The organism is Leucobacter sp., from assembly GCF_053528595.1.
Genome location: NZ_JAIVPF010000010.1, coordinates 44,002 through 61,648 on the forward strand (window position 1 = coordinate 44,002; position 17,647 = coordinate 61,648).

Sequence of the window (17,647 nt, forward strand, 5' to 3'; positions counted from 1 at the left end):
CCGCGGGACCGGGCTCCTCGGGAGCTGCGCCCCCGCGGGACCGGGCTCCCCCCCCCCGACCTGCGCCCTCGAATCCCCGGGGAACCGGATCCGCAAGCCTACGTGCCGCAGTAGGTGATGTGCCGGCTGGATCCGGGTGGCGCCGGGCGCTCGTAGCGCTCGAGGCCCTCGCGCAGCGCGAATGGGCGCGCCACCGCGTCGAGCGCGCGCTCGAACGGCCCGAGATCCCCGTCCGTCGCAGCGGCGAGCGCCTCGTCGACGAGGTGGTTGCGGGGGATGTAGACCGGGTTCACGGCGTTCATCGCCTCGGCGTCGGGCGCCAGCGCCAGCCACTCCGCGAACCACGCGCCGGGGTCGCCGCCCGAGAGAGCCCGATAGGCGGTCTCGCGCCCGCCTGCCGCCTCGCCGAGCGCCCGGAACGCGGTCGTGTAGTCGATCCCGTGCGCCTGCAGCTCCTGCAGCAGTCCCGAGCTCAGCCGGGCGAGCGTCTCGTCGTCGACCGGCCGGCGCGAGGCCTGGACCGCGACGATGCCGAGCTTCGCCCGCATCCCGTCGGCCCAGGCCTCGCCGTAGTGCGCGGCGAATCCGTCGAGCGCGCCGAGGGCGAGCTGCTTCGCCGCCTCGGGATCCCCGGCTCCGGCCGTCCCGGTCCCCGCCGCACCGGCTCTCCCATCGCCGGACCCGACAGCGCCGTCCCCCGCCGCACCGCCGTCCAGGAGCGGCAGCAGCGCCTCCGCGAAACGGGTCAGGTTCCACAGCATGATCCCGGGCTGATTGCCGTAGGCGTAGCGGCCGCGATGGTCGATCGAGCTGAACACGGTCGCGGGGTCGTAGGCGTCCATGAACGCGCACGGCCCGTAGTCGATGGTCTCGCCCGAGATCGTCGTGTTGTCGGTGTTCATGACGCCGTGCACGAAGCCCACGAGCATCCACGAGGCGACGAGGCGTGCCTGGGCCGCGATCACCGCCTCGAGCAGCCCCAGGTAGGGCGCCTCGCTCCGCGCGAGCTCCGGGTAGTGGCGCTCGATGGCGAAGTCCGCGAGGCGGCGCAGCACCCCGATGTCGCCGAGGGATCGCGCGTACTGGAAGCTGCCGACGCGCAGGTGGCTGCTCGCCGCGCGCACCAGCACCGCGCCCGGCAGCGCGTCGAGGGAGTCGTCGCGCAGCACGCGCCGCCCCGTGCCCACGACGGCCAACGCGCGGGTCGTGGGGATGCCGAGCGCGTGCATCGCCTCGCCCATCAGGTACTCCCGCAGCATCGGCCCGACCGCCGCGAAGCCGTCTGCGCCGCGCGCGAAGGGGGTGCGCCCCGAACCCTTCAGGTGGAGGTCGCGCGGCCGTCCGCGGGCGTCCGCGATCTCGCCGAGCAGCAGCGCCCTCCCGTCCCCGAGGCGCGGCACGTACGCGCCGAACTGGTGCCCCGCATAGGCCTGCGCCACGGGAGCCGCGCCCTCCGGCAGCTCGTTGCCCAGGAGGAGGCGCACGCCGCGCTCCTCGCGCAGCCACGAGGGATCGAGGCCGAGTTCGTGCGCCAGCGGTTCGTTCAGGGCGAGGATCGCCGGGTCCTCGGGCCGCATCGACGTCCAGGGCACCGCGAGCTCGGGCAGCGCGCGGGCGAATGCGTCGCCGAGCAGGAGCTCGGTATCGGTTGTACGGGAGGCCATGCCCCGAGGCTACGCCGCCCGCCTCCGCGAGCACTCAGCTTGAGCCCGCCGGCCCCCGGTCGGGATCCGTCCCGAGCTCGGGTCCGGTGCCGTACTCGAACCCGAGCCCGGTGCTCGAGCCGCGCCCGTGCTCGAGCCCGAGCCCGAGCCCGATGTGCGAGCCCGCACGAAACATCGGCGCTGCAGGCCTCGGTCCCGCAAGATCGGCTCGGTTTCGGCCTCGCGGACCGCGCAGCGCCCACGCGCCCTCGGCGCGGGCCGCCAGGATAGGCTGAGCGGGACGGACGGGAGGTGCCGATGGGCGGCGATGGCGGGAACCACTCCGACGGAGACCCGGCGCCGCGCACCGCGGGCCGGCGCTGGCTGCGCGCCCTGCTGCCGGCGGTGCTCATCCTCGTCTGGCTCGTCGCGGCCGGCATGGGCGGTCCGCTCTTCGGCAAAGTGGACGAGGTCTCCTCCAACGATCAGACGTCGTACCTGCCCGAGTCCGCGGAGGCGACCGAGGTGCGGGAGGCCCTCGGCGGCTTCCTCGGCGACGACAGCATCCCCGCCGTCGTGGTCTTCTCGGCCGAGGGCGAGCTCGGCGACGAGCGCCTGGCCGCACTCGACGACGCCCTCGGGCAGGCGGCGACGGTCGAGGGCGTCGGCGAGGCGGTCTCCCCCCTCATCCCCTCCGAGGACGGACGGGCGGCGCAGGCGTTCGTGCCGATCGAGTCCGAGGCCGACGTCTCCGACGCCGTCGAGGCGCTCGGGGAGGCGCTGCGCGCGGAGGCTCCGGACGGCGTCTCCGTGCACGTCACCGGGCCGGCCGGCTTCACGGCGGACCTCGTGGCCGGCTTCGCCGGGATCGACGGCATCCTGCTGCTCGTGGCGCTGCTCGCGGTGCTCGTGATCCTGGTGATCGTCTACCGCTCGTTCCTGCTGCCGCTCGTGGTGCTCGGCACGAGCCTCTTCGCCCTCTGCACCGCGCTGCTCGTGGTGTGGCACCTCGCCGATGCCGGGGTGCTGCTGCTCAGCGGCCAGACCCAGGGGATCCTCTTCATCCTCGTGATCGGCGCCGCCACCGACTACTCGCTGCTGCTCGTCGCACGATTCCGGGAGGAGCTGCGGGTGTCCCGGGATCGGGGCGCGGCGATCCTCGCGGCGGTGAGGGGCTCCGTCGAGCCGATCCTCGCCTCCGGCGGCACGGTGATCGCCGGCCTGCTCTGCCTGCTCCTCAGCGACCTCAAGTCGAACAGCACGCTCGGGCCGGTCGCATCGATCGGGATCGTCTTCGCGATGCTGTCGGCGCTGACCCTGCTGCCCGCGCTGCTCTTCGTGTTCGGCCGCGCCGCCTACTGGCCGCGGCGACCGGCGTACGAGCCGGAGGCGGTGCGGGCCGAGCAGGGCATGCCGAGTCGCGGGATCTGGCCGCGGATCGCCCGCTTCGTGCGCCGCCGCGCGCGTCCGGTCTGGATCGTCACCGCCCTCGCGCTCGCGCTCGGGGCGGCCGCGGTGCCGCAGCTGCAGGCGCAGGGGGTGCCGCAGTCGGATCTGGTGCTGGGCGCGTCGGAGGCGCGCGACGGCCAGGCGATCCTCGGCGAGCACTTCCCCGGCGGATCGGGCAGCCCCGCGTACGTGCTCGTCGACGAGGAGCGGCTGCAGCCGACCGCCGACGCGCTGCTCGGCCACGACGGCGTGGAGAGCATCTCGGTGACGAGCGCCGACTCGCCGAGCGGTGCCGCGCCGGTGACCGAGGACGGCATCCAGGCGTTCGGCCCGCCGGGCACTCCACCGCCCGAGCCGACCGTCAGCGACGGCAAGGTGCTGCTGCAGGCCACGCTCGCGGACGCCGCGGACTCGGATGCCGCGGCCGAGACGGTCGTGAGCCTGCGCGACGAGCTGGACGCGACGGGCGCGCTCATCGGCGGCGTCACGGCCACGGCCGTCGACACGAATCAGGCGTCGATCCACGATCGCACGCTCATCATCCCGCTCGTGCTCGCCGTGATCCTCGTGATCCTGATGCTGCTGCTGCGCTCGATCCTCGCGCCGGTGCTGCTGGTCGCCACCACCGTGCTGTCGTTCGGCACCGCGCTCGGCGTCGCGGCGCTCGTGTTCAACGGCGTCTTCCGGTTCCCCGGCGCCGATCCCGCTGTGCCGCTCTACGGCTTCGTGTTCCTGGTCGCGCTGGGCATCGACTACAACATCTTCCTCATGACCCGCGTGCGCGAGGAGACGAAGCGGCACGGCACGCGCGAGGGGATCCAGCGCGGGCTGGCCATCACGGGCGGGGTCATCACCTCGGCGGGGCTGGTGCTCGCCGCGACCTTCGCCGCGCTCTCGGTGATCCCCATCCTGTTCCTGGTGCAGATCGCGTTCATCGTGGCGTTCGGCGTGCTGCTCGACACCTTCGTGGTGCGCTCGCTGCTCGTGCCGGCGCTCGCGACCGATATCGGCCGGGCGATCTGGTGGCCGTCGCGGCTGTGGCGCGAGGACGGGGGTTCCGGGGCTGCCGATCCCGGGACCGCCCGCGCGCCGGATGCGGTTGCGGATCCCGTCGCCCACGGTCGCCACGCGGCCTCCGAGTCGCAGGAGGAGGTGCGCCCGTGAGGATCTGGTCGCTGCACCCGTCGCATCTGGACCGCATGGGTCTGCTCGCCTGCTGGCGGGAGACGCTGCTCGCGCAAGCCGTGCTGGCCGGGCGCACGAAGGGATACCGCAACCACCCGCAGCTCGAGCGCTTGCGGGCGCAGCCCGGCCCCCTCGGCACGGTCGGGGCCTATCTGCGGGTGGTCGCCGACGAGGCCGGGGATCGCGGCTACCGCTTCGACGCCTCGCGGATCCTGCATCCGGCTTCCATCCGGGGAGCCGGGGAGGACGCCTCTTCCGCGCCGCCCGACACCCCGGCGCCGTCGGACGAGGCTCACCCGCTCGTCGTGCCGCGGATCCCCGTCTCGCAGGGCCAGCTCGACTTCGAGTGGCAGCATCTCGGGCGCAAGCTCCGCGAGCGCAGCCCGGAGTACGCGGCCCGCTGGGAGGCCGCCGCGCCGACCGCGCACCCGATCTTCCGGGTGGTGCGGGGAGGCATCGAACCGTGGGAGCGGCCGTAGCGCGCGGCGGCCCGAAGACGAGGGAGGCAGAGTGATGAACGGCAGACGAGTGGTGATCGCCGGCGGGTCCGGCCTGATCGGCGGGGCGCTCACGTGGTCCCTGCGGTCCGACGGCATCGAGGTCGTGCACCTGGTGCGGCGCCCTCCGCGCGCCGCGCACGAGGTGGAGTGGCTCACCGACGACCGCCCGCTCGACCCGGGCGTGCTTGCGGGGGCGGACGCCGTCGTCTGCCTCAACGGGGCGAGCATCGGGCGGCTGCCCTGGACGCGCGCGTACCGCGAGGAGCTGCGCGAGTCGCGCCTGATCCCGACGCGCACCCTCGCCGCCGCGCTGCGCGAGCTCGGCTCGGACCCGCCCGCGTTCCTGTGCGCCTCCGCCGTCGGCTACTACGGCGACCGCCCGGGCGAGGATCTCGACGAGTCGAGCGATCCGGGCCGCACGTTCCTGGCCGGCCTCTGCGTGGAGTGGGAGCGCGAGGCCGCGGCCGCCGGGCCCGGCTCGCGGGTCGTGCACCTCCGCACCGCCCCCCTGCTGCACCGCCGCGGTGTGCTGAAGCCGCTGCTCGCGCTCACCCGCTTCGGTCTGAGCGGTCCGCTGGGACGCGGCACGCAGATCTGGCCGTGGATCTCGCTCGACGACGAGGTGCGCGCGATCCGCCACCTCATCGACTCCGACGTCGAGGGAGCCGTGAACCTCACGGGCCCGGCCCTCGCCTCGGCCTCGGAGATCGGCCGGGAGCTGGCGCGCCGTATGCACCGGCCCTTCCTGCTTCCCGCCCCCGCCCCGGCCCTGCGGCTGGGACTCGGTCGCGACGCGGCGGACTCCCTGCTGCTCGCCGACGCGCGCGTGCGGCCGGCGGTGCTGGAGCGCACTGGCTTCGCGTTCGAGCACCGCACCGCCCCGCAGGCGATCGAGGCGGCGCTCGCCGAATAGCCGCGGCCGGCGGTGGCGCAGTCACCGCCGCGCACTGGGATACACTGCCAACGGCTCGACGGGAGGCGGAGACATGGCACAGCACGCGCAGCACGGCGCACGGCGCGGAGGTCGCGCCGCGGGAGGCGGCACCGGGCGGAGCGCCATGGTGCAGTCGGGCGGTCGCGTGTCGATCCTCACCCGCCGCATCGTCGACGGAAGGCCGCAGCAGCTCTCGACCGAGACGGGATTCGCCGAGGCGCTCGCGTTCGCGGACTCGGACGCCGACCGCATGGCCCTCACGGTCGTGCCCCGGCCGACCCCCGAGAACATCGCCGAACTCGCCTCGGCCTGGCAGCTGCACCCCCTGCTCGTCGAGGACCTGCTGCACGCCGGTCAGCGACCCAAGCTCGAGCGCTACGGCGACACGCTGTTCCTGGTGCTGCGGTCGGCCCGGTACATCGACGAGGCCGAGGAGGTCGAGTTCAGCGAGTTCCACCTGCTGGTGCGTCCGCGGGCCCTCGTGATCGTCTGCCAGGACGGGCGCCTGATCGACGGCACCGAGCTCGACGGCACCGAGATCACCGCGGGCTCCGATCGGTCGCGCAACGCCCCGCTCGGCAGCGGGGCGCCACTGCTCGAGAACGAGCAGTTGCTGCGGCTCGGTCCGGAAGCGATGGTCTACCAGTTGCTCGATGCGATCGTGGACGGCTACTTCCCCGTGCTCGACGGCGTGCAGACCGATAAGGAGCAGATCGAGCGGCAGGTGTTCAGCGGCGACGCCGCGGCCGCCGAGCGCATCTACCACCTGAGTCAGGAGGTGATCGACGTGCTGCACGCCACCACGGCGCTCACCCGTGTGCTGCACAAGCTGCAGCAGGGAGCCGACAAGTACGGCATCCCCGACCCGCTGCAGGCCTATCTGCAGGATGTCTCCGACCACCTGACGCGTGTCGTCACCGAGACCGTGGAGCTGCGCGACGCCCTCTCGCAGATCCTCAACGTCAACGCGACCCTGGTGGCGCAGCGCCAGAACGAGGACATGAAGAAGATCTCGGGCTGGGCGGCGATCCTCTTCGCTCCGACGCTCGTCGCCGCGGTCTACGGGATGAACTTCGATCTCATGCCCGAACTGGGCTGGAGATTCGGGTATCCCCTGGCCGTGGGCGCGATGATCGGCTTCGCCGCGCTGCTGTACGTGGTGTTCAAGCTCAAGAAGTGGATGTAGCCGGGTCCCCTCCGGATCGGCCCGCGAGCTCCAGCGACTCCACCACCTCCGCGACGCGGTCGCGCCGGGCCTCGTCGAGACCCCGGATCGGCAGCGGCAGGCACCGCGGCGGGGCGATGCCGAGCCGCTCCGCGATCGCGGCGACCACCCGCAGGCTGCCGCCGCACTCCGCGAAGAGCTCCCACAGCGGGGCCAGGCGATCCGACTCCGCTCGCGCTTCGGCCGCGCGGCCCTCCCGCGCGGCGCGCGCGATGCGCAGCGCCGGCTCGGGCAGCGTGCCCCCGATCACCGAGTACCAGGCGTCGCACCCGGCGTTCAGGCCCGCGGCCGCGGAGGCGTCGCCCGAGACCCCGACCGTGACGTGCCCGGGCACCGCCGCCCGGATGGCGGCGACGCGATCCCGGGCCGCCCCGGGATCCCCCGGCACGCCCGGGATCTTGATCGAGGCGATGCCGGGGAGACGGGCGATGCGCCCGTAGAGCTCGGTGGTGAACGCGAAGTGCGTCGTGCCCGGGTTGTCGTAGACGATCACCGGCAGCTCCGTGCGCTCGGTCACCGCGCGGAACAGCCCGAGCACGTCGTCCTCGGTGAGCGGCTGGTAGGTCACGGGCGCGAGCAGCAGGCCGCGGGCACCGGCGGCCTCGGCGTCGCCCACGTGCTCGAGCACCTGCGAGGTGCGCAGCGCGCTCACTCCCACGAACACGGGGACGTCGCCCGCATGCCGCACCGCGAGCCGGGCGGCGCGCGCCCGCTCCCCGGCCGTGAGATAGGCTGCGCACCCGGTCGACCCGAGCGCGGTGATGGAGTCGACGCCCGAGGCGGCGAGGCGCTCGACGATGCCGGCGAACGCCCGCTCGTCGAGACGGTCGTCGGCGAGCGGGGTGAGCGGGAACGCGCTGAGGCCGGTGAACACGGAAGTCACGGCGGTCACTCGCTCGCCGGGGCGGGATCGGGAACGTGCTCGAGCCCGAGAGCCGGGCTGCCGTAGACCGAGCGCACCTCCGAGATGACCACGCGGTACTCGCCCAGCCACTCCCCGTACCGGCTCTTCGCCAGCCGGTGCGTGTCCATGGCTATGAGCTGCTGCAGCGACTCGAGGCCCGACCAGTAGTAGACCTCGGCGTGCAGCCCGGTCTCCGCGTTGTGCCACGCCTCCTCACCGAGGAAGCCCGGGATCCGGCGCGCCCGCTCGGCGATCTCCCCGTCGATCCGGTGGAACTCCTCGTCGAGCTCCCCCACCTCGAAGATGAAGGTCGAGCTGTATCTCGGAGCGTCGTCCTCCGAACGGCCGCGCCTCGGGGCGCCGTTCTCCGGTTCCGCGTTCACGGCGTCTCCTCTCCCGGGTGGGCCTCGAGCCAGGCCAGCACCTGCTGCGCGTGGGTGTCGGGCGGGAAGATCGGGTAGAACACATGCTCGATCCGGCCGTCGGCGACGATCAGCGTGAGCCTGGTGTAGAGGCGGTCGTGCCCCGGAGCCGCGAAGGTCGGCAGCCGAAGGCGGTCGGCGAGCGCCAGCCGTTCGTCCGAGATCATCGCGAACGGCAGCCGCAGCCGATCCGCCACCTCGCGCTGGTACCCGGGGGACTGGCTGGAGAAGCCGTACACGCGCGCCGCGCCGGCACCGCGGAGCTGCTCGAAATGATCGCGGAAGTCGCAGGCCTCGGTGGAGCATCCCCGCGCACCGGGGATGCCATCCCACCCCTCCGGCAGGTCGACGCCCGGGCGACCCGTCAGCGGGTAGAGGTAGATGACGGTGCGGCCGGCGCCGAGCGCGTCGAGGCGCACCGCGCGCCCGTCGCTCGTCGGCAGCTCGAGCGCCGGCACGGCGAGGCCCGGAAGATGCTCGGCGGCACCGTCGTCCACGGGAACCGGCAGGCCCTCCGGCAGGATCGTGTAGTCGGCCACCGGCGCATCCTCCGTCCCGTCCTCCCGCGGGAAGCCGCTCGACGCGCCCGCATCGAGCCTGCGCCGCAGTTCGCTCCTCCGCGCGCTCAGAGCGTCGATCGCGCGGTCGAGCTCCGCGATCGCGTCCCGGTACACCGCGAGCGAGCTGACGCACTCGTCGCCGTGCTCGTGGCCCGCCTCCAGGCACTCCACGAAGGGCGCGGCCCGCCCCGGCGCGATGCCCAGCTCGCCGAGCTCTCGGATCTCCCGCACCGCCCGCACGTGCCGCTCCGCGAAGTCCCGGTAGCCGTTCGGTTCGCGGTACGCCTCGATCAGGCCGATCCGCTCGTAGTAGCGAACGGCCTTGACCGAGACCCCTGCGCGTCTCGCGAGCTCTCCGATGCGCATGTTCCACCTCCGCTCCCACGGTAGACCCTCCCCCGAGGGGCAGGGTCAAGCCGTGCGGCCCGAAGCCGGCCCCGCGACCGCTCCCTAGCCCTCGGCGAGCCGGGCGTAGTGGTCGGCGGCCTCGGCCACCCGGTTGTTGTACTCCACCGTGTCGTTGTAGGCGGCGACCGCCGCGATCCAGCTGCCGGGATCGCGCAGGTCCCCGCCGATCCCGCAGAGGTAGCGGGCGGCGGAGTACACCGCGTCGTCGATGTCCTGCGGGTCGACGATGCCGTCGCCGTCGCCGTCGCTGCCCCACTCCGCCCAGGTCGACGGGATGAACTGCATCGGCCCCACCGCCCGGTCCCACACGGTGTCGCCGTCGAGCTCGCCGCCGTCGGTGTCGGGGATCGCCATCGTGCGGGTGCCGTCGAGCGCGATCCCGCGGATCGGCGGCGCCGCTCGTCCGTTGTCGGCGAGCACGCTTCCGTCGATGGTGCCGTGCTCCGACTCCACGAAGCCGATTCCGGCGAGCGTGTTCCAGCCGATCCCGCACTCCGGCTGCTCGACCGCCATGCGGCTCGCGGTCTCGGCGTACGCGGCGAGCGCGCGCTCGCCGATGCCGGTGCGCGCCGACATGTCGGCCAGCCAGACGGGATCCACGGCGAGCCCCGGCTCGTCCGAGGCCTCCGCCCCGGGCTCGAGGGCGGCGCGAGGAGCCTCGGGAAGGGCGCTCGGCGCGCGGGGCGCGGCCTCCACCGCGGTCGGTGCGACCACTCCGCTGCCGAAGAGCAGCGCCACCGCGACCGCGACGACGCCCAGGATCCCGACGCCGATGGACGCGAAGAGCAGCCAGACGTCTCCGCGCCGACCTCCGCTCATGCCCGTGTTCCTCCCGGTGCCCCGATATCGCCGATCCGGCGCACGCCCCAGATGGCCCCGCCGATGATCCCGCCGAGCATCAATGCCCCACCGCCGACGATACCCGCTATGGCCGCCGGATGCATCTCGGTCGCGAGGAGCGCGTCGAGCCCCGCGCCGCCCTCCCGGGCCGCACGGCGCTCGTCGCCCGCGAGCGCCGCTCGCGCACCGCCACCGGCGCGCTTCCCGCTCTTCGACCGCGAAGCGCTCTCGGCCTGCGACGCCGCCACGGCGTGCGCCCCGGCGGCCCGCACCGCGGCCCCGACCGCCGCGCCCGCGGCCGCGGCGTCCGGGTTCACGCGCACATCGCAGAACACGTCTCCGAGCGCTACGTCGCCGACCTGGAACACGTAGGTGTGGGGCGCCGTGGTGAGCGACCGGCCGTCGCCCGGGTTCGTCGCGACGGCGTGGGCGGTGAGCGTGTAGACGCCCTTCTGGGAGAACACCCACGCGGCGTGGGTGTGCGCGGGCGACGGTTCGTGCAGCGTGCCGGGGAGCGCGTATCCGTTCGTGAGGATCGGGGTCCACTCGCCGAACGATCCCTGGGTCGCCATGAGCACCCGCCCCGGGCCGTCGACCGCGGTGATGTGGATGGAGACGTCGCTGTATCCGCTCGCGGAGGTGCGGTTGGTGTCCCACCCGGGCCAGAGGAGGTTCGGATCCATCGTGAGGGGCAGCATGTAGCCGCGACCGGGCGCGCCGGAGATGCCGGCCGGGATCGGCCCGTAGGCCGCTTCCTTGACCCGCAGCAGCACGCTCTCGGCCTCGCGGATCACCTGGGACCCCGTCACGTCCTCCTTGATCTGGAGCACGGCCTGGCCGCCGCCCGCCGACACGTTGAAGATGTCCGCGTGCCCGTGATCGAGCGTGACCTCGGGAGTGCAGTGCTGCGTCGGCGCCCTGGGAGCAGACGGGGGCGGCGCGGTCGTGGTGCCACCACCGCCGCCAGAACTGTTCCCGCCGCCACTCGCCGCCTTCGTGACGGTGAGCGCGTCCCAGCCGATCAGCACGCCCTCGCGATCCTTCAGCACGAGCCGCTGCTCGCCCGCCGCCGTGCCGCTCGGCACGGTCGCGCTGAAGTCGCCGCCGGTCGTCGTGCGCACCCACCCCAGCCACACCGGCTTCGCCGCGTGCAGCCACACGGAGACCCAGTCGCCGCGCAGCTCCTGCTTCGTCGTGCGGGCGGTGAGGAGTGCGCCGGCCTGAACGGTCTTCTTCGCGCTCGTCACCCGCACGCCGACGCCGCTCTGCAGCCTTCCCAGCTGCGCGTCGGTGGCCGGCGCGGTGTCGTTCTGGCGGGGTCGCGTCTTCGCCTCGCCGCTGACGTCGAGCACCGTCTCCTCCGACTCCGACGCCGCGAAGTCGTTGCTCCAGCTCGGCACGAACTCCGCGACGACGCGGTGCTCGCCCGAGGGCAGCTCCGACGTGCGGAAGCGGGCGGTGCCGTCACCGCTCAGCGGCGTATGACCCAGCACCGTGCCGCTCGTGTCGTCGCGGAACTGCACCGCGCCGACGGCGGGCCGCGCCGGGTCCGCCGTCCCGACCGTCGCGGTGAGCGTCACCGGCTCGCCGAGCACGGCCTTGCCAGCGTCGGGGCCGTCCAGCACCTCGCGGTACTCCGCCGCGAGGCTCGTCGTCGTCGCGAGCGTGTGCCTCGCGAGGTCGCCCACCACGAACGTGTAGTCGTTCCGCGCCGTCTGCGTCCTCCCGCCGATGGACGCCTCCACCTCGAAGGTGAGGGTGTAGGTGCCGGTCCTCGTGAAGGCCCAGTTCATGTGCGTGTGCTGCGGAACGCCGATCGACCAGTCCGGCAGGCGGGCCGAGGAGCTGAAGACGCGCTTCGGCCCGAACGACTCCTGCAGGTACAGCTCGGCCCTGCCGGGCCCCCGGGCCTCCAGCAGCCGGACCTTGAGCGAACCGCCCTCCAGCACCTTGCGCAGTCCGGGATCCTCGGTGCTGAAGCCCGGCCAGATGAGATCGTGATTCTGCGTCTGGGGGGCGAGCCAGAAGTCCGAACCGGGCGAGCCGATGAAGCCGTACTGCGTGCCGCTCGGCACCTGCTGACGGCTCGCGGAGCTGTCGACCAGGTGGAAGAGCGTCGCGCGGCTCTCGAGGCGTTTGCCGAGTTCCCCATCGATGTCGGCCTTGCTCTGCAGCACGAGTCCGCCGGACTCGTAGTAGGCCGAGACCGCGTCCGTGTGGACGTTGCGGATCACCCGTTTCTGCGCGCTCGGCGGCGCCGGCTGGACCGACTGGCCGGCGAGCGGAGCCGCTGCGGCCCGGGCCTGCCCGCTCGCGCCGGCGGGCGTCTCCGCTCGGTCCGCGGCTGCTTCGGCGGCCGGCTCCGCGGCTGCCGGCTCCGCGGTCGTCGGCGCGGCTTCCCCCACCGGGTCCGGATCCGGCGCATCGGTGCCGCTCCCGGGTTCGGCACCCGTTCCGGTCCCCGGCTCCCCGGGCGACTCGGTGTCGCCGGCGGCCTCGCCGGCCGGTTCGGCGCCGTCGGCTCCGGGTGCGGCATCGGCGCCGGCGTCCCCGTTCGAACCCGGCTGCTCGACGGCCCCGGACGCTCCGTCCGGCGCGCCTGCCGAGGAGCCGGCCGGGTCGTGTCCGGCGGCCGCCCCGGAGACCTCCGCGCCGGTGCCGGTCCGGTCCTCCGCGAGTGCGGGGGTCGCGGCGAGCGGTGCGAGCGTCAGCGCGAGGAGCGCCGCGATCGCAGCCCCGCGCAGTGGTCCCGCCCATCGCCGGCGCCGGTCGATGCGGTTCATGACGCCTCCTCCGCACGCAGCACCGCCGCGCCCCGGGGCGGTCCGCCGAGTTCCTCGTCCTCGCCCTCGATCGGCTTCGCGCGGCCGCGCAGGAACCTCATCAGCAGGCCGTGGCGCGGCGCGAGGATCCAGGACAGCAGGAACACGGTCGTCGCCACCAGCACGATGGTGCCGCCGGCCGGCAGGTCGAGGCTCCACGAGATGTAGAGCCCGACGAGGGCCGAGCAGCCGCCGATGACGGGCGCGACGAGCATCATCACGCCGAGCCGGTCGGTCAGCACGCGCGCCGCCGCAGCCGGGGTGATGAGCAGGGCGAGCACGAGGATGTTGCCGATGGTCTGGATCGAGATCACGATCGCCACGGCCACCATCACGTACAGCGCCAGGTCGAGGGCGAACACCGGCAGGCCGGTGGAGCGGGCCATCTCCCGGTCGAGGGTCACCGCCACGAACTCCTTGTGCAGCGCGAATGCGACGAGCAGCAGCACCGCTCCCGTGACGGCGACCGTGATGACGTCCTCGTCCGGGATGCCGGTGATCGAGCCGAAGAGGAACTGCTGCAGCGATCCCGAGTACCCCGGCGAGAGGGAGATGATGACGATGCCGAGCGCGAACGCGGCGACGAAGAAGACGCCGATCACGCTGTCCTCCTTGATGCGCCGGTTCTGCGAGAAGATCGCGACGAGGATCGCCGTGAGCACGCCGGCCACCGCGCCTCCGAGCACGAGATTGCCCTGGATCACGAAGGCGACCGCGAGTCCGGGGAACACGGCGTGCGCGACGGCGTCGCCGATGAACGCCATGCCGCGCAGCACCACGTAGGTGCCGATCACGCCGCAGACGACGCTCGACATCATGGCCACGAGGAGCGCCTTCGGCAGGAAGCGCAGATCCGGGTTGAGCAGGTCGGTGATGAAGTCGATGGGCGAGAGCATCAGGCCGCCACCCCCAGCACCTTCAGGATCGGGTTGTCGGCCTTGACGTCGAACGCCCGCATCCAGATGTCCGGTTCGAGCAGCTCGCCCGGATCGGCGTCGGCGATCACGGTGCGGTTCACCAGGCAGAGCCGGGAGCACTGGTGCATGGCCCCGGCGAGATCGTGCGTGCTCATCACCACGGCACGGCCCTCGTCGGCGAGCTCGCGGAACAGGTCGAGCAGCAGCTCCTGCGTCGGCATGTCGAGACCCGTGAACGGTTCGTCGAGCAGGAGCAGCCGCGGCTGCAGGGCGAGCGCCCGCGCCACGAGCACCCGCTGCCGCTGGCCGCCGGAGAGCTCGCCGACGGGGCGCGCGGCCAGATGATCCATCTCGACCCTGGCGACCGCTTCGATCACGGCCTCGTAGTCCGCGACCCGCGGCCGCCGGAGCCAGCCGATCCGGCGCACGAGCCCGGTCATCACGACCTCCTCGACCGTGATCGGGAAGTCCCAGGCGAACTCGTGGCGCTGGGGGACGTACCCGATCCGCGATCGCGCGCGGGCCGCGGCACCGCCCTCGATCCGGATCCTGCCCCTCTCGGTGGGCACGATGCCGAGGATCGAGCGCAGCAGCGTCGTCTTGCCCGCCCCGTTGGGCCCGATCAGACCGACGAACTCGCCCGCGTCGACGGTCAGCTCCACGTCGCGCAGCACGCGCCGGCCGCCGAGACGGACCGACAGGTCCCGCACCTCCAGCACGCTCATGCCGCTCCTCCCTCGTCGCCCGAACCTTCGCCGCCCTCGTCACGCGCGCCGGCGCCCGTGCGATCGCTCGCCCCGCGCCGCTCGGCGACCCGCTGCCGTGCGGCGGCGCGAGCACGCGTGCGCGCCCGGCGCGCGGCGATCAGCAGCACGACGAGGGCGACGACGAGCGCGGCCCCGACGACCCCCGCGACGATCCCGAGGATCAGCCCGGTGGCCTCCGTCCCGGTGGCGGCATTCCCGGCCGCCGCCTCCGCGCCGTCGCCCGCCGCGGTCTCCGCATCGGGCGCCTCCGCGAGCGCCGCCTCATCGAACTCGGCCTCGAACGCCGCCTCGGGGTCGGTCTCGTCGCCGACCGCGAAGCGCAGCGCATCCCGCGCCGAGACCGTCGTCCCGTCGACCAGCTCACCCGAGAACTCCAGCTCCACGAGATACACCCCCGGCTCGCTGAACACCCAGTTCGCGTGGGTGTGCGTGTTCACCTCGATCCAGCTCTCCTGCGGGAACGGATCGAGCGTCGACCACAGCGGATCCGGCTCTCCGAAGTTGCCGCTCTGCAGATAGACGGACACCTCTCCGGGCCCGTCCACCCCCAGGATGCGGAGCGTCGTGCCCATGCTCAGCGAGTCGAGCACGTTCGGCTCCTGCGTGTTCCAGCCCGCCCAGATGACACCCGGCTCGCGCACCTGCGGGATCACCCAGGCCTCGGAGCCGGGTTCGAGCCCGAGGAAGGCGTAGGCGTCGTCGTCGGGGATCGTGAGCTTCGAGGAGTCGTTCACCTGCGCGACCACGTCCGACGGCATGCGCCAGTACGAGGGCGAAGCGGTGTCGTCGTGGATCTGCACGATCCACTCCCCCGTGTTCAGCGTCGGCCCGAAGTCGATGTGCCCGTCGTCGAGCACCATCCGCCCCGTGCCCTGCGCCTGATCGGGGTCGATCACCTGGCCGAGCCCGTCCTCGGGCGGCCCGCCCTCGGCTGCGGCGATCGAGGCGGGCAGGATCGTCAGCGCGGCGACTGCCGCGACGGCACCGCCGAGCAGTCTGCGTCGGAAGCCGGTCATTCGTCGTTCTCCTTGTCGTCGGTGCGGTCCGCGTCGCTCGTGCGCCCGTTGGGATCGACTGCGCCGAGGCAGTCGCGCACGGAGCGCGCGTTGAAGCGCATCATCTCGAGGTAGCTGTCGACCTCCTCGCTGAATGCGTCGCCGTAGATGGCGCAGACCTCGATGCCCTGCTCCTTCGCGACCTCGACGAGCGTCGAGGAGCGCGCGGCGAGATTGGGCTCGAGGAACACGGCGGGCACGTGCAGGTTGCGGATCGTCTCCGTCAGGCGCTTCCGCTCGGAGAGCGAGGGCTCCACGGAGGGGTTCGAGGTCACGAAGCCGGAGATGTCGAGGGCGTAGGCCCGGGCGAGATAGCCGTAGGCGTCGTGGGTCGTGACGAGCGTGCGCCGCTCGCGCGGCACCTCGGCGATCGTCTCCCGCACCTCCCCGTCGAGCGCCTCGAGCTCGCGCAGGTAGGCGATCGTGTTCGCACGGTACTCGTCCGCCCCCGCAGGGTCCACCTCGATGAGCGTGTCGCGGATGCTCTCGGCGTACGACATCGCGTTCCGCACGTTCTGCCACAGGTGCGGGTCGATCTCGCCGTGCACGTGCTTGCCGAGCACCGCCTGCGGGAGCTGATGGATCCGCCCGCCGGGGCGGCCGAGGAATCGGTACGCGGGATCGCCGGGAATCTCGTGCAGCGCCTTGTTCGGCACCTCGATCACGAGGCCCGTGGGATCCAGCTCCTCCTGGTGCACCTCGGCGGTGCCGTGCTCGTGATCGACGATGACGGTGAACGCGTGCGCGTCGAGGTCGAGCGTCACGTCGGAATGGCCCGAGTTGAGCACCGCCGCGCCCCGCATGCCCGGAGCGGCATACGGGTCGACCCCGACGGCGAAGGTGATCGTGCCCCTCGCGATGCCGATCGGCGCCTGCTCCGGGGAGACCTGCAGTTCACCCTGCAGGTCGAGCGTGTAGTACCCGGGTTCGGTGAAGGCCCAGCTCAGATGCGTGTGGGTGTCCGGCGGGATCGTGATCGAGTCGTCTGCGGCTCCCCTCGCCCGGCCGAAGCCGTCGGAGGAGTCGAAATAGCGGTCGATATCGCCGAAGCTGCCGGTGAGATAGGCGATCAGATCGCCCGGTCCCTCGACACCGGTGGCCGAGAGGATCACGTCGGAGCTGCGGTCGGCGCCGTACTCGGCGCCGCGGCCCTGCACCCGCAGGCCGAGCCAGACCGTGTCGAGCGAGACGTCCTCGACGAGCGGGATGATCTCGGCGGCGTACTTCACGGCCTCCTCGGCGAGCGCTACGTTGGGCACGCCGTCGGGCAGGTTGGTGTCGAGCGCCTTGATCAGGCTCTGCTCCTCGAGCATGAGGTAGTTGGAGAAGGCCGCGTCGGCGTAGACGATGTTGCGCACGTCGCGCAGCGACGGCTCGTAGCTGTGCGGATCGCCGCCCTCGGGCACGAGCGACACGACCTCGGCCCGGTCGCCGGCGACGTTGCGCACGAGGTCGGCGAGGATGCCGGTCGTCGTGACGACCCGGACGCGCTCGTCGCCCTCCGCTGCCGCGCTCGGTGCGCAGCCGACGAGCGAGGCGGCCACGACCGCGGCGAGCGCGGCCGTCGCGACGGACCGGATGGTTCGGGTTCTGCGGTGCACGGGTTTCTTTCGGTGGTGGGGGCCGGCGGAAGTCGGTGGTGCGGCTTGCGGATATTGGGGGGCGCCTCGATCCTCATCCTGCGCGGAGCGAGTGCAGCGAGTGCAGCGAGTGCAGTCGCAGGATGACGGATGAGGTGCTCCGCTCGTCAGTCAGTACGCCGGTTGAGCGAGGGAGCGAGTCGAAACCCGGCCCATGGGGTTTCGACTCGCCTCCGGCTCGCTCAACCAGCGGATGCGCTCGGGTCGCTCAACAGGCTGATCGCTCGGCGGTCTACTACTTCGCTGCGCGGTAGAGGAACGCAGCCATCGCCTCACGCGTCACATTGCTCTTCGGCGCGTACACCGGCTTGCCCGAAGGCTGCTTGATACCCGTCGACAACTTGCTCTGCGACATCCAGGCGATCTCCTTGTAGAA

The 17,647-nt window shown here is 72.8% G+C and carries 14 protein-coding genes; 4 read left to right on the plus strand and 10 right to left on the minus strand.

Annotated elements, in window-relative coordinates; genetic code table 11:
- Positions 1-98: 98 nt before the first annotated feature.
- Positions 99-1,664, minus strand: a complete 1,566-nt coding sequence (locus ACWKZU_RS01700) for a protein adenylyltransferase SelO (protein WP_449280657.1) — start codon at positions 1,662-1,664, stop codon at positions 99-101.
- Positions 1,665-1,961: 297 nt separating this feature from the next.
- Here ACWKZU_RS01700 and ACWKZU_RS01705 point away from each other — a divergent pair, with 297 nt between their 5' ends.
- The 4 genes from ACWKZU_RS01705 to ACWKZU_RS01720 all read left to right on the plus strand — a co-directional run bounded on the left by ACWKZU_RS01705 (position 1,962) and on the right by ACWKZU_RS01720 (position 6,897).
- Positions 1,962-4,256 carry an MMPL family transporter gene (locus ACWKZU_RS01705; RefSeq protein WP_449280658.1) on the plus strand — a complete coding sequence of 765 codons (2,295 nt, stop codon included), beginning with the start codon at positions 1,962-1,964 and terminating at the stop codon, positions 4,254-4,256.
- Positions 4,253-4,756, plus strand: a complete 504-nt coding sequence (locus ACWKZU_RS01710; protein WP_449280659.1) for a pyrimidine dimer DNA glycosylase/endonuclease V — start codon at positions 4,253-4,255, stop codon at positions 4,754-4,756. Before ACWKZU_RS01705 ends, ACWKZU_RS01710 begins: the two co-directional genes overlap by 4 nt.
- A 34-nt stretch (positions 4,757-4,790) precedes the next feature.
- Positions 4,791-5,690, plus strand: a complete 900-nt coding sequence (locus ACWKZU_RS01715) for a TIGR01777 family oxidoreductase (protein WP_449280660.1) — start codon at positions 4,791-4,793, stop codon at positions 5,688-5,690.
- Positions 5,691-5,763: 73 nt separating this feature from the next.
- Entirely contained in the window at positions 5,764-6,897 is a 1,134-nt protein-coding gene (locus ACWKZU_RS01720) for a magnesium and cobalt transport protein CorA (RefSeq protein ID WP_449280661.1), read from the plus strand.
- Here ACWKZU_RS01720 and ACWKZU_RS01725 read toward each other — a convergent pair.
- From ACWKZU_RS01725 to ACWKZU_RS01765, 9 genes are all read right to left on the minus strand, one after another.
- Positions 6,881-7,810, minus strand: coding sequence for a dihydrodipicolinate synthase family protein (locus ACWKZU_RS01725; RefSeq protein ID WP_449280671.1), 930 nt, complete (start codon positions 7,808-7,810; stop codon positions 6,881-6,883). The genes ACWKZU_RS01720 and ACWKZU_RS01725 overlap by 17 nt on opposite strands.
- Positions 7,811-7,824: 14 nt before the next feature.
- Positions 7,825-8,223, minus strand: coding sequence for an antibiotic biosynthesis monooxygenase family protein (locus tag ACWKZU_RS01730; protein ID WP_449280662.1), 399 nt, complete (start codon positions 8,221-8,223; stop codon positions 7,825-7,827).
- Positions 8,220-9,188, minus strand: coding sequence for a MerR family DNA-binding transcriptional regulator (locus ACWKZU_RS01735; protein WP_449280663.1), 969 nt, complete (start codon positions 9,186-9,188; stop codon positions 8,220-8,222). Before ACWKZU_RS01735 ends, ACWKZU_RS01730 begins: the two co-directional genes overlap by 4 nt.
- 84 nt (positions 9,189-9,272) lie before the next feature.
- Positions 9,273-10,049, minus strand: coding sequence for a lytic transglycosylase domain-containing protein (locus ACWKZU_RS01740; protein ID WP_449280664.1), 777 nt, complete (start codon positions 10,047-10,049; stop codon positions 9,273-9,275).
- Positions 10,046-12,853 (minus strand): choice-of-anchor M domain-containing protein, encoded by a 2,808-nt coding sequence (locus ACWKZU_RS01745; protein WP_449280665.1) that lies wholly within the window; start codon positions 12,851-12,853, stop codon positions 10,046-10,048. Before ACWKZU_RS01745 ends, ACWKZU_RS01740 begins: the two co-directional genes overlap by 4 nt.
- A complete protein-coding gene (locus ACWKZU_RS01750) occupies positions 12,850-13,788 on the minus strand; it encodes an anchored repeat-type ABC transporter permease subunit (RefSeq protein WP_449280666.1) in 939 nt (312 codons plus the stop codon). The genes ACWKZU_RS01745 and ACWKZU_RS01750 overlap by 4 nt, the downstream gene beginning before the upstream one ends.
- Positions 13,788-14,534, minus strand: a complete 747-nt coding sequence (locus ACWKZU_RS01755) for an anchored repeat-type ABC transporter ATP-binding subunit (protein ID WP_449280667.1) — start codon at positions 14,532-14,534, stop codon at positions 13,788-13,790. The genes ACWKZU_RS01750 and ACWKZU_RS01755 overlap by 1 nt, the downstream gene beginning before the upstream one ends.
- Positions 14,531-15,592 carry a TIGR03773 family transporter-associated surface protein gene (locus ACWKZU_RS01760; protein WP_449280668.1) on the minus strand — a complete coding sequence of 354 codons (1,062 nt, stop codon included), beginning with the start codon at positions 15,590-15,592 and terminating at the stop codon, positions 14,531-14,533. The genes ACWKZU_RS01755 and ACWKZU_RS01760 overlap by 4 nt, the downstream gene beginning before the upstream one ends.
- Positions 15,589-17,232 (minus strand): anchored repeat ABC transporter, substrate-binding protein, encoded by a 1,644-nt coding sequence (locus tag ACWKZU_RS01765; RefSeq protein WP_449280669.1) that lies wholly within the window; start codon positions 17,230-17,232, stop codon positions 15,589-15,591. The genes ACWKZU_RS01760 and ACWKZU_RS01765 overlap by 4 nt, the downstream gene beginning before the upstream one ends.
- Positions 17,233-17,647 lie beyond the last annotated feature (415 nt).

Bases quoted from the DNA above. Each gene is read 5' to 3' on its own strand.
- ACWKZU_RS01700 (WP_449280657.1), bottom strand. From the start codon at position 1,664: ATGGCCTCCCGTACAACCGATACCGAGCTCCTGCTCGGCGACGCATTC.
- ACWKZU_RS01750 (WP_449280666.1), bottom strand. From the start codon at position 13,788: ATGCTCTCGCCCATCGACTTCATCACCGACCTGCTCAACCCGGATCTG.
- ACWKZU_RS01715 (WP_449280660.1), top strand. From the start codon at position 4,791: ATGAACGGCAGACGAGTGGTGATCGCCGGCGGGTCCGGCCTGATCGGC.
- ACWKZU_RS01720 (WP_449280661.1), top strand. From the start codon at position 5,764: ATGGCACAGCACGCGCAGCACGGCGCACGGCGCGGAGGTCGCGCCGCG.
- ACWKZU_RS01705 (WP_449280658.1), top strand. From the start codon at position 1,962: ATGGGCGGCGATGGCGGGAACCACTCCGACGGAGACCCGGCGCCGCGC.
- ACWKZU_RS01740 (WP_449280664.1), bottom strand. From the start codon at position 10,049: ATGAGCGGAGGTCGGCGCGGAGACGTCTGGCTGCTCTTCGCGTCCATC.
- ACWKZU_RS01755 (WP_449280667.1), bottom strand. From the start codon at position 14,534: ATGAGCGTGCTGGAGGTGCGGGACCTGTCGGTCCGTCTCGGCGGCCGG.
- ACWKZU_RS01735 (WP_449280663.1), bottom strand. From the start codon at position 9,188: ATGCGCATCGGAGAGCTCGCGAGACGCGCAGGGGTCTCGGTCAAGGCC.
- ACWKZU_RS01760 (WP_449280668.1), bottom strand. From the start codon at position 15,592: ATGACCGGCTTCCGACGCAGACTGCTCGGCGGTGCCGTCGCGGCAGTC.
- ACWKZU_RS01745 (WP_449280665.1), bottom strand. From the start codon at position 12,853: ATGAACCGCATCGACCGGCGCCGGCGATGGGCGGGACCACTGCGCGGG.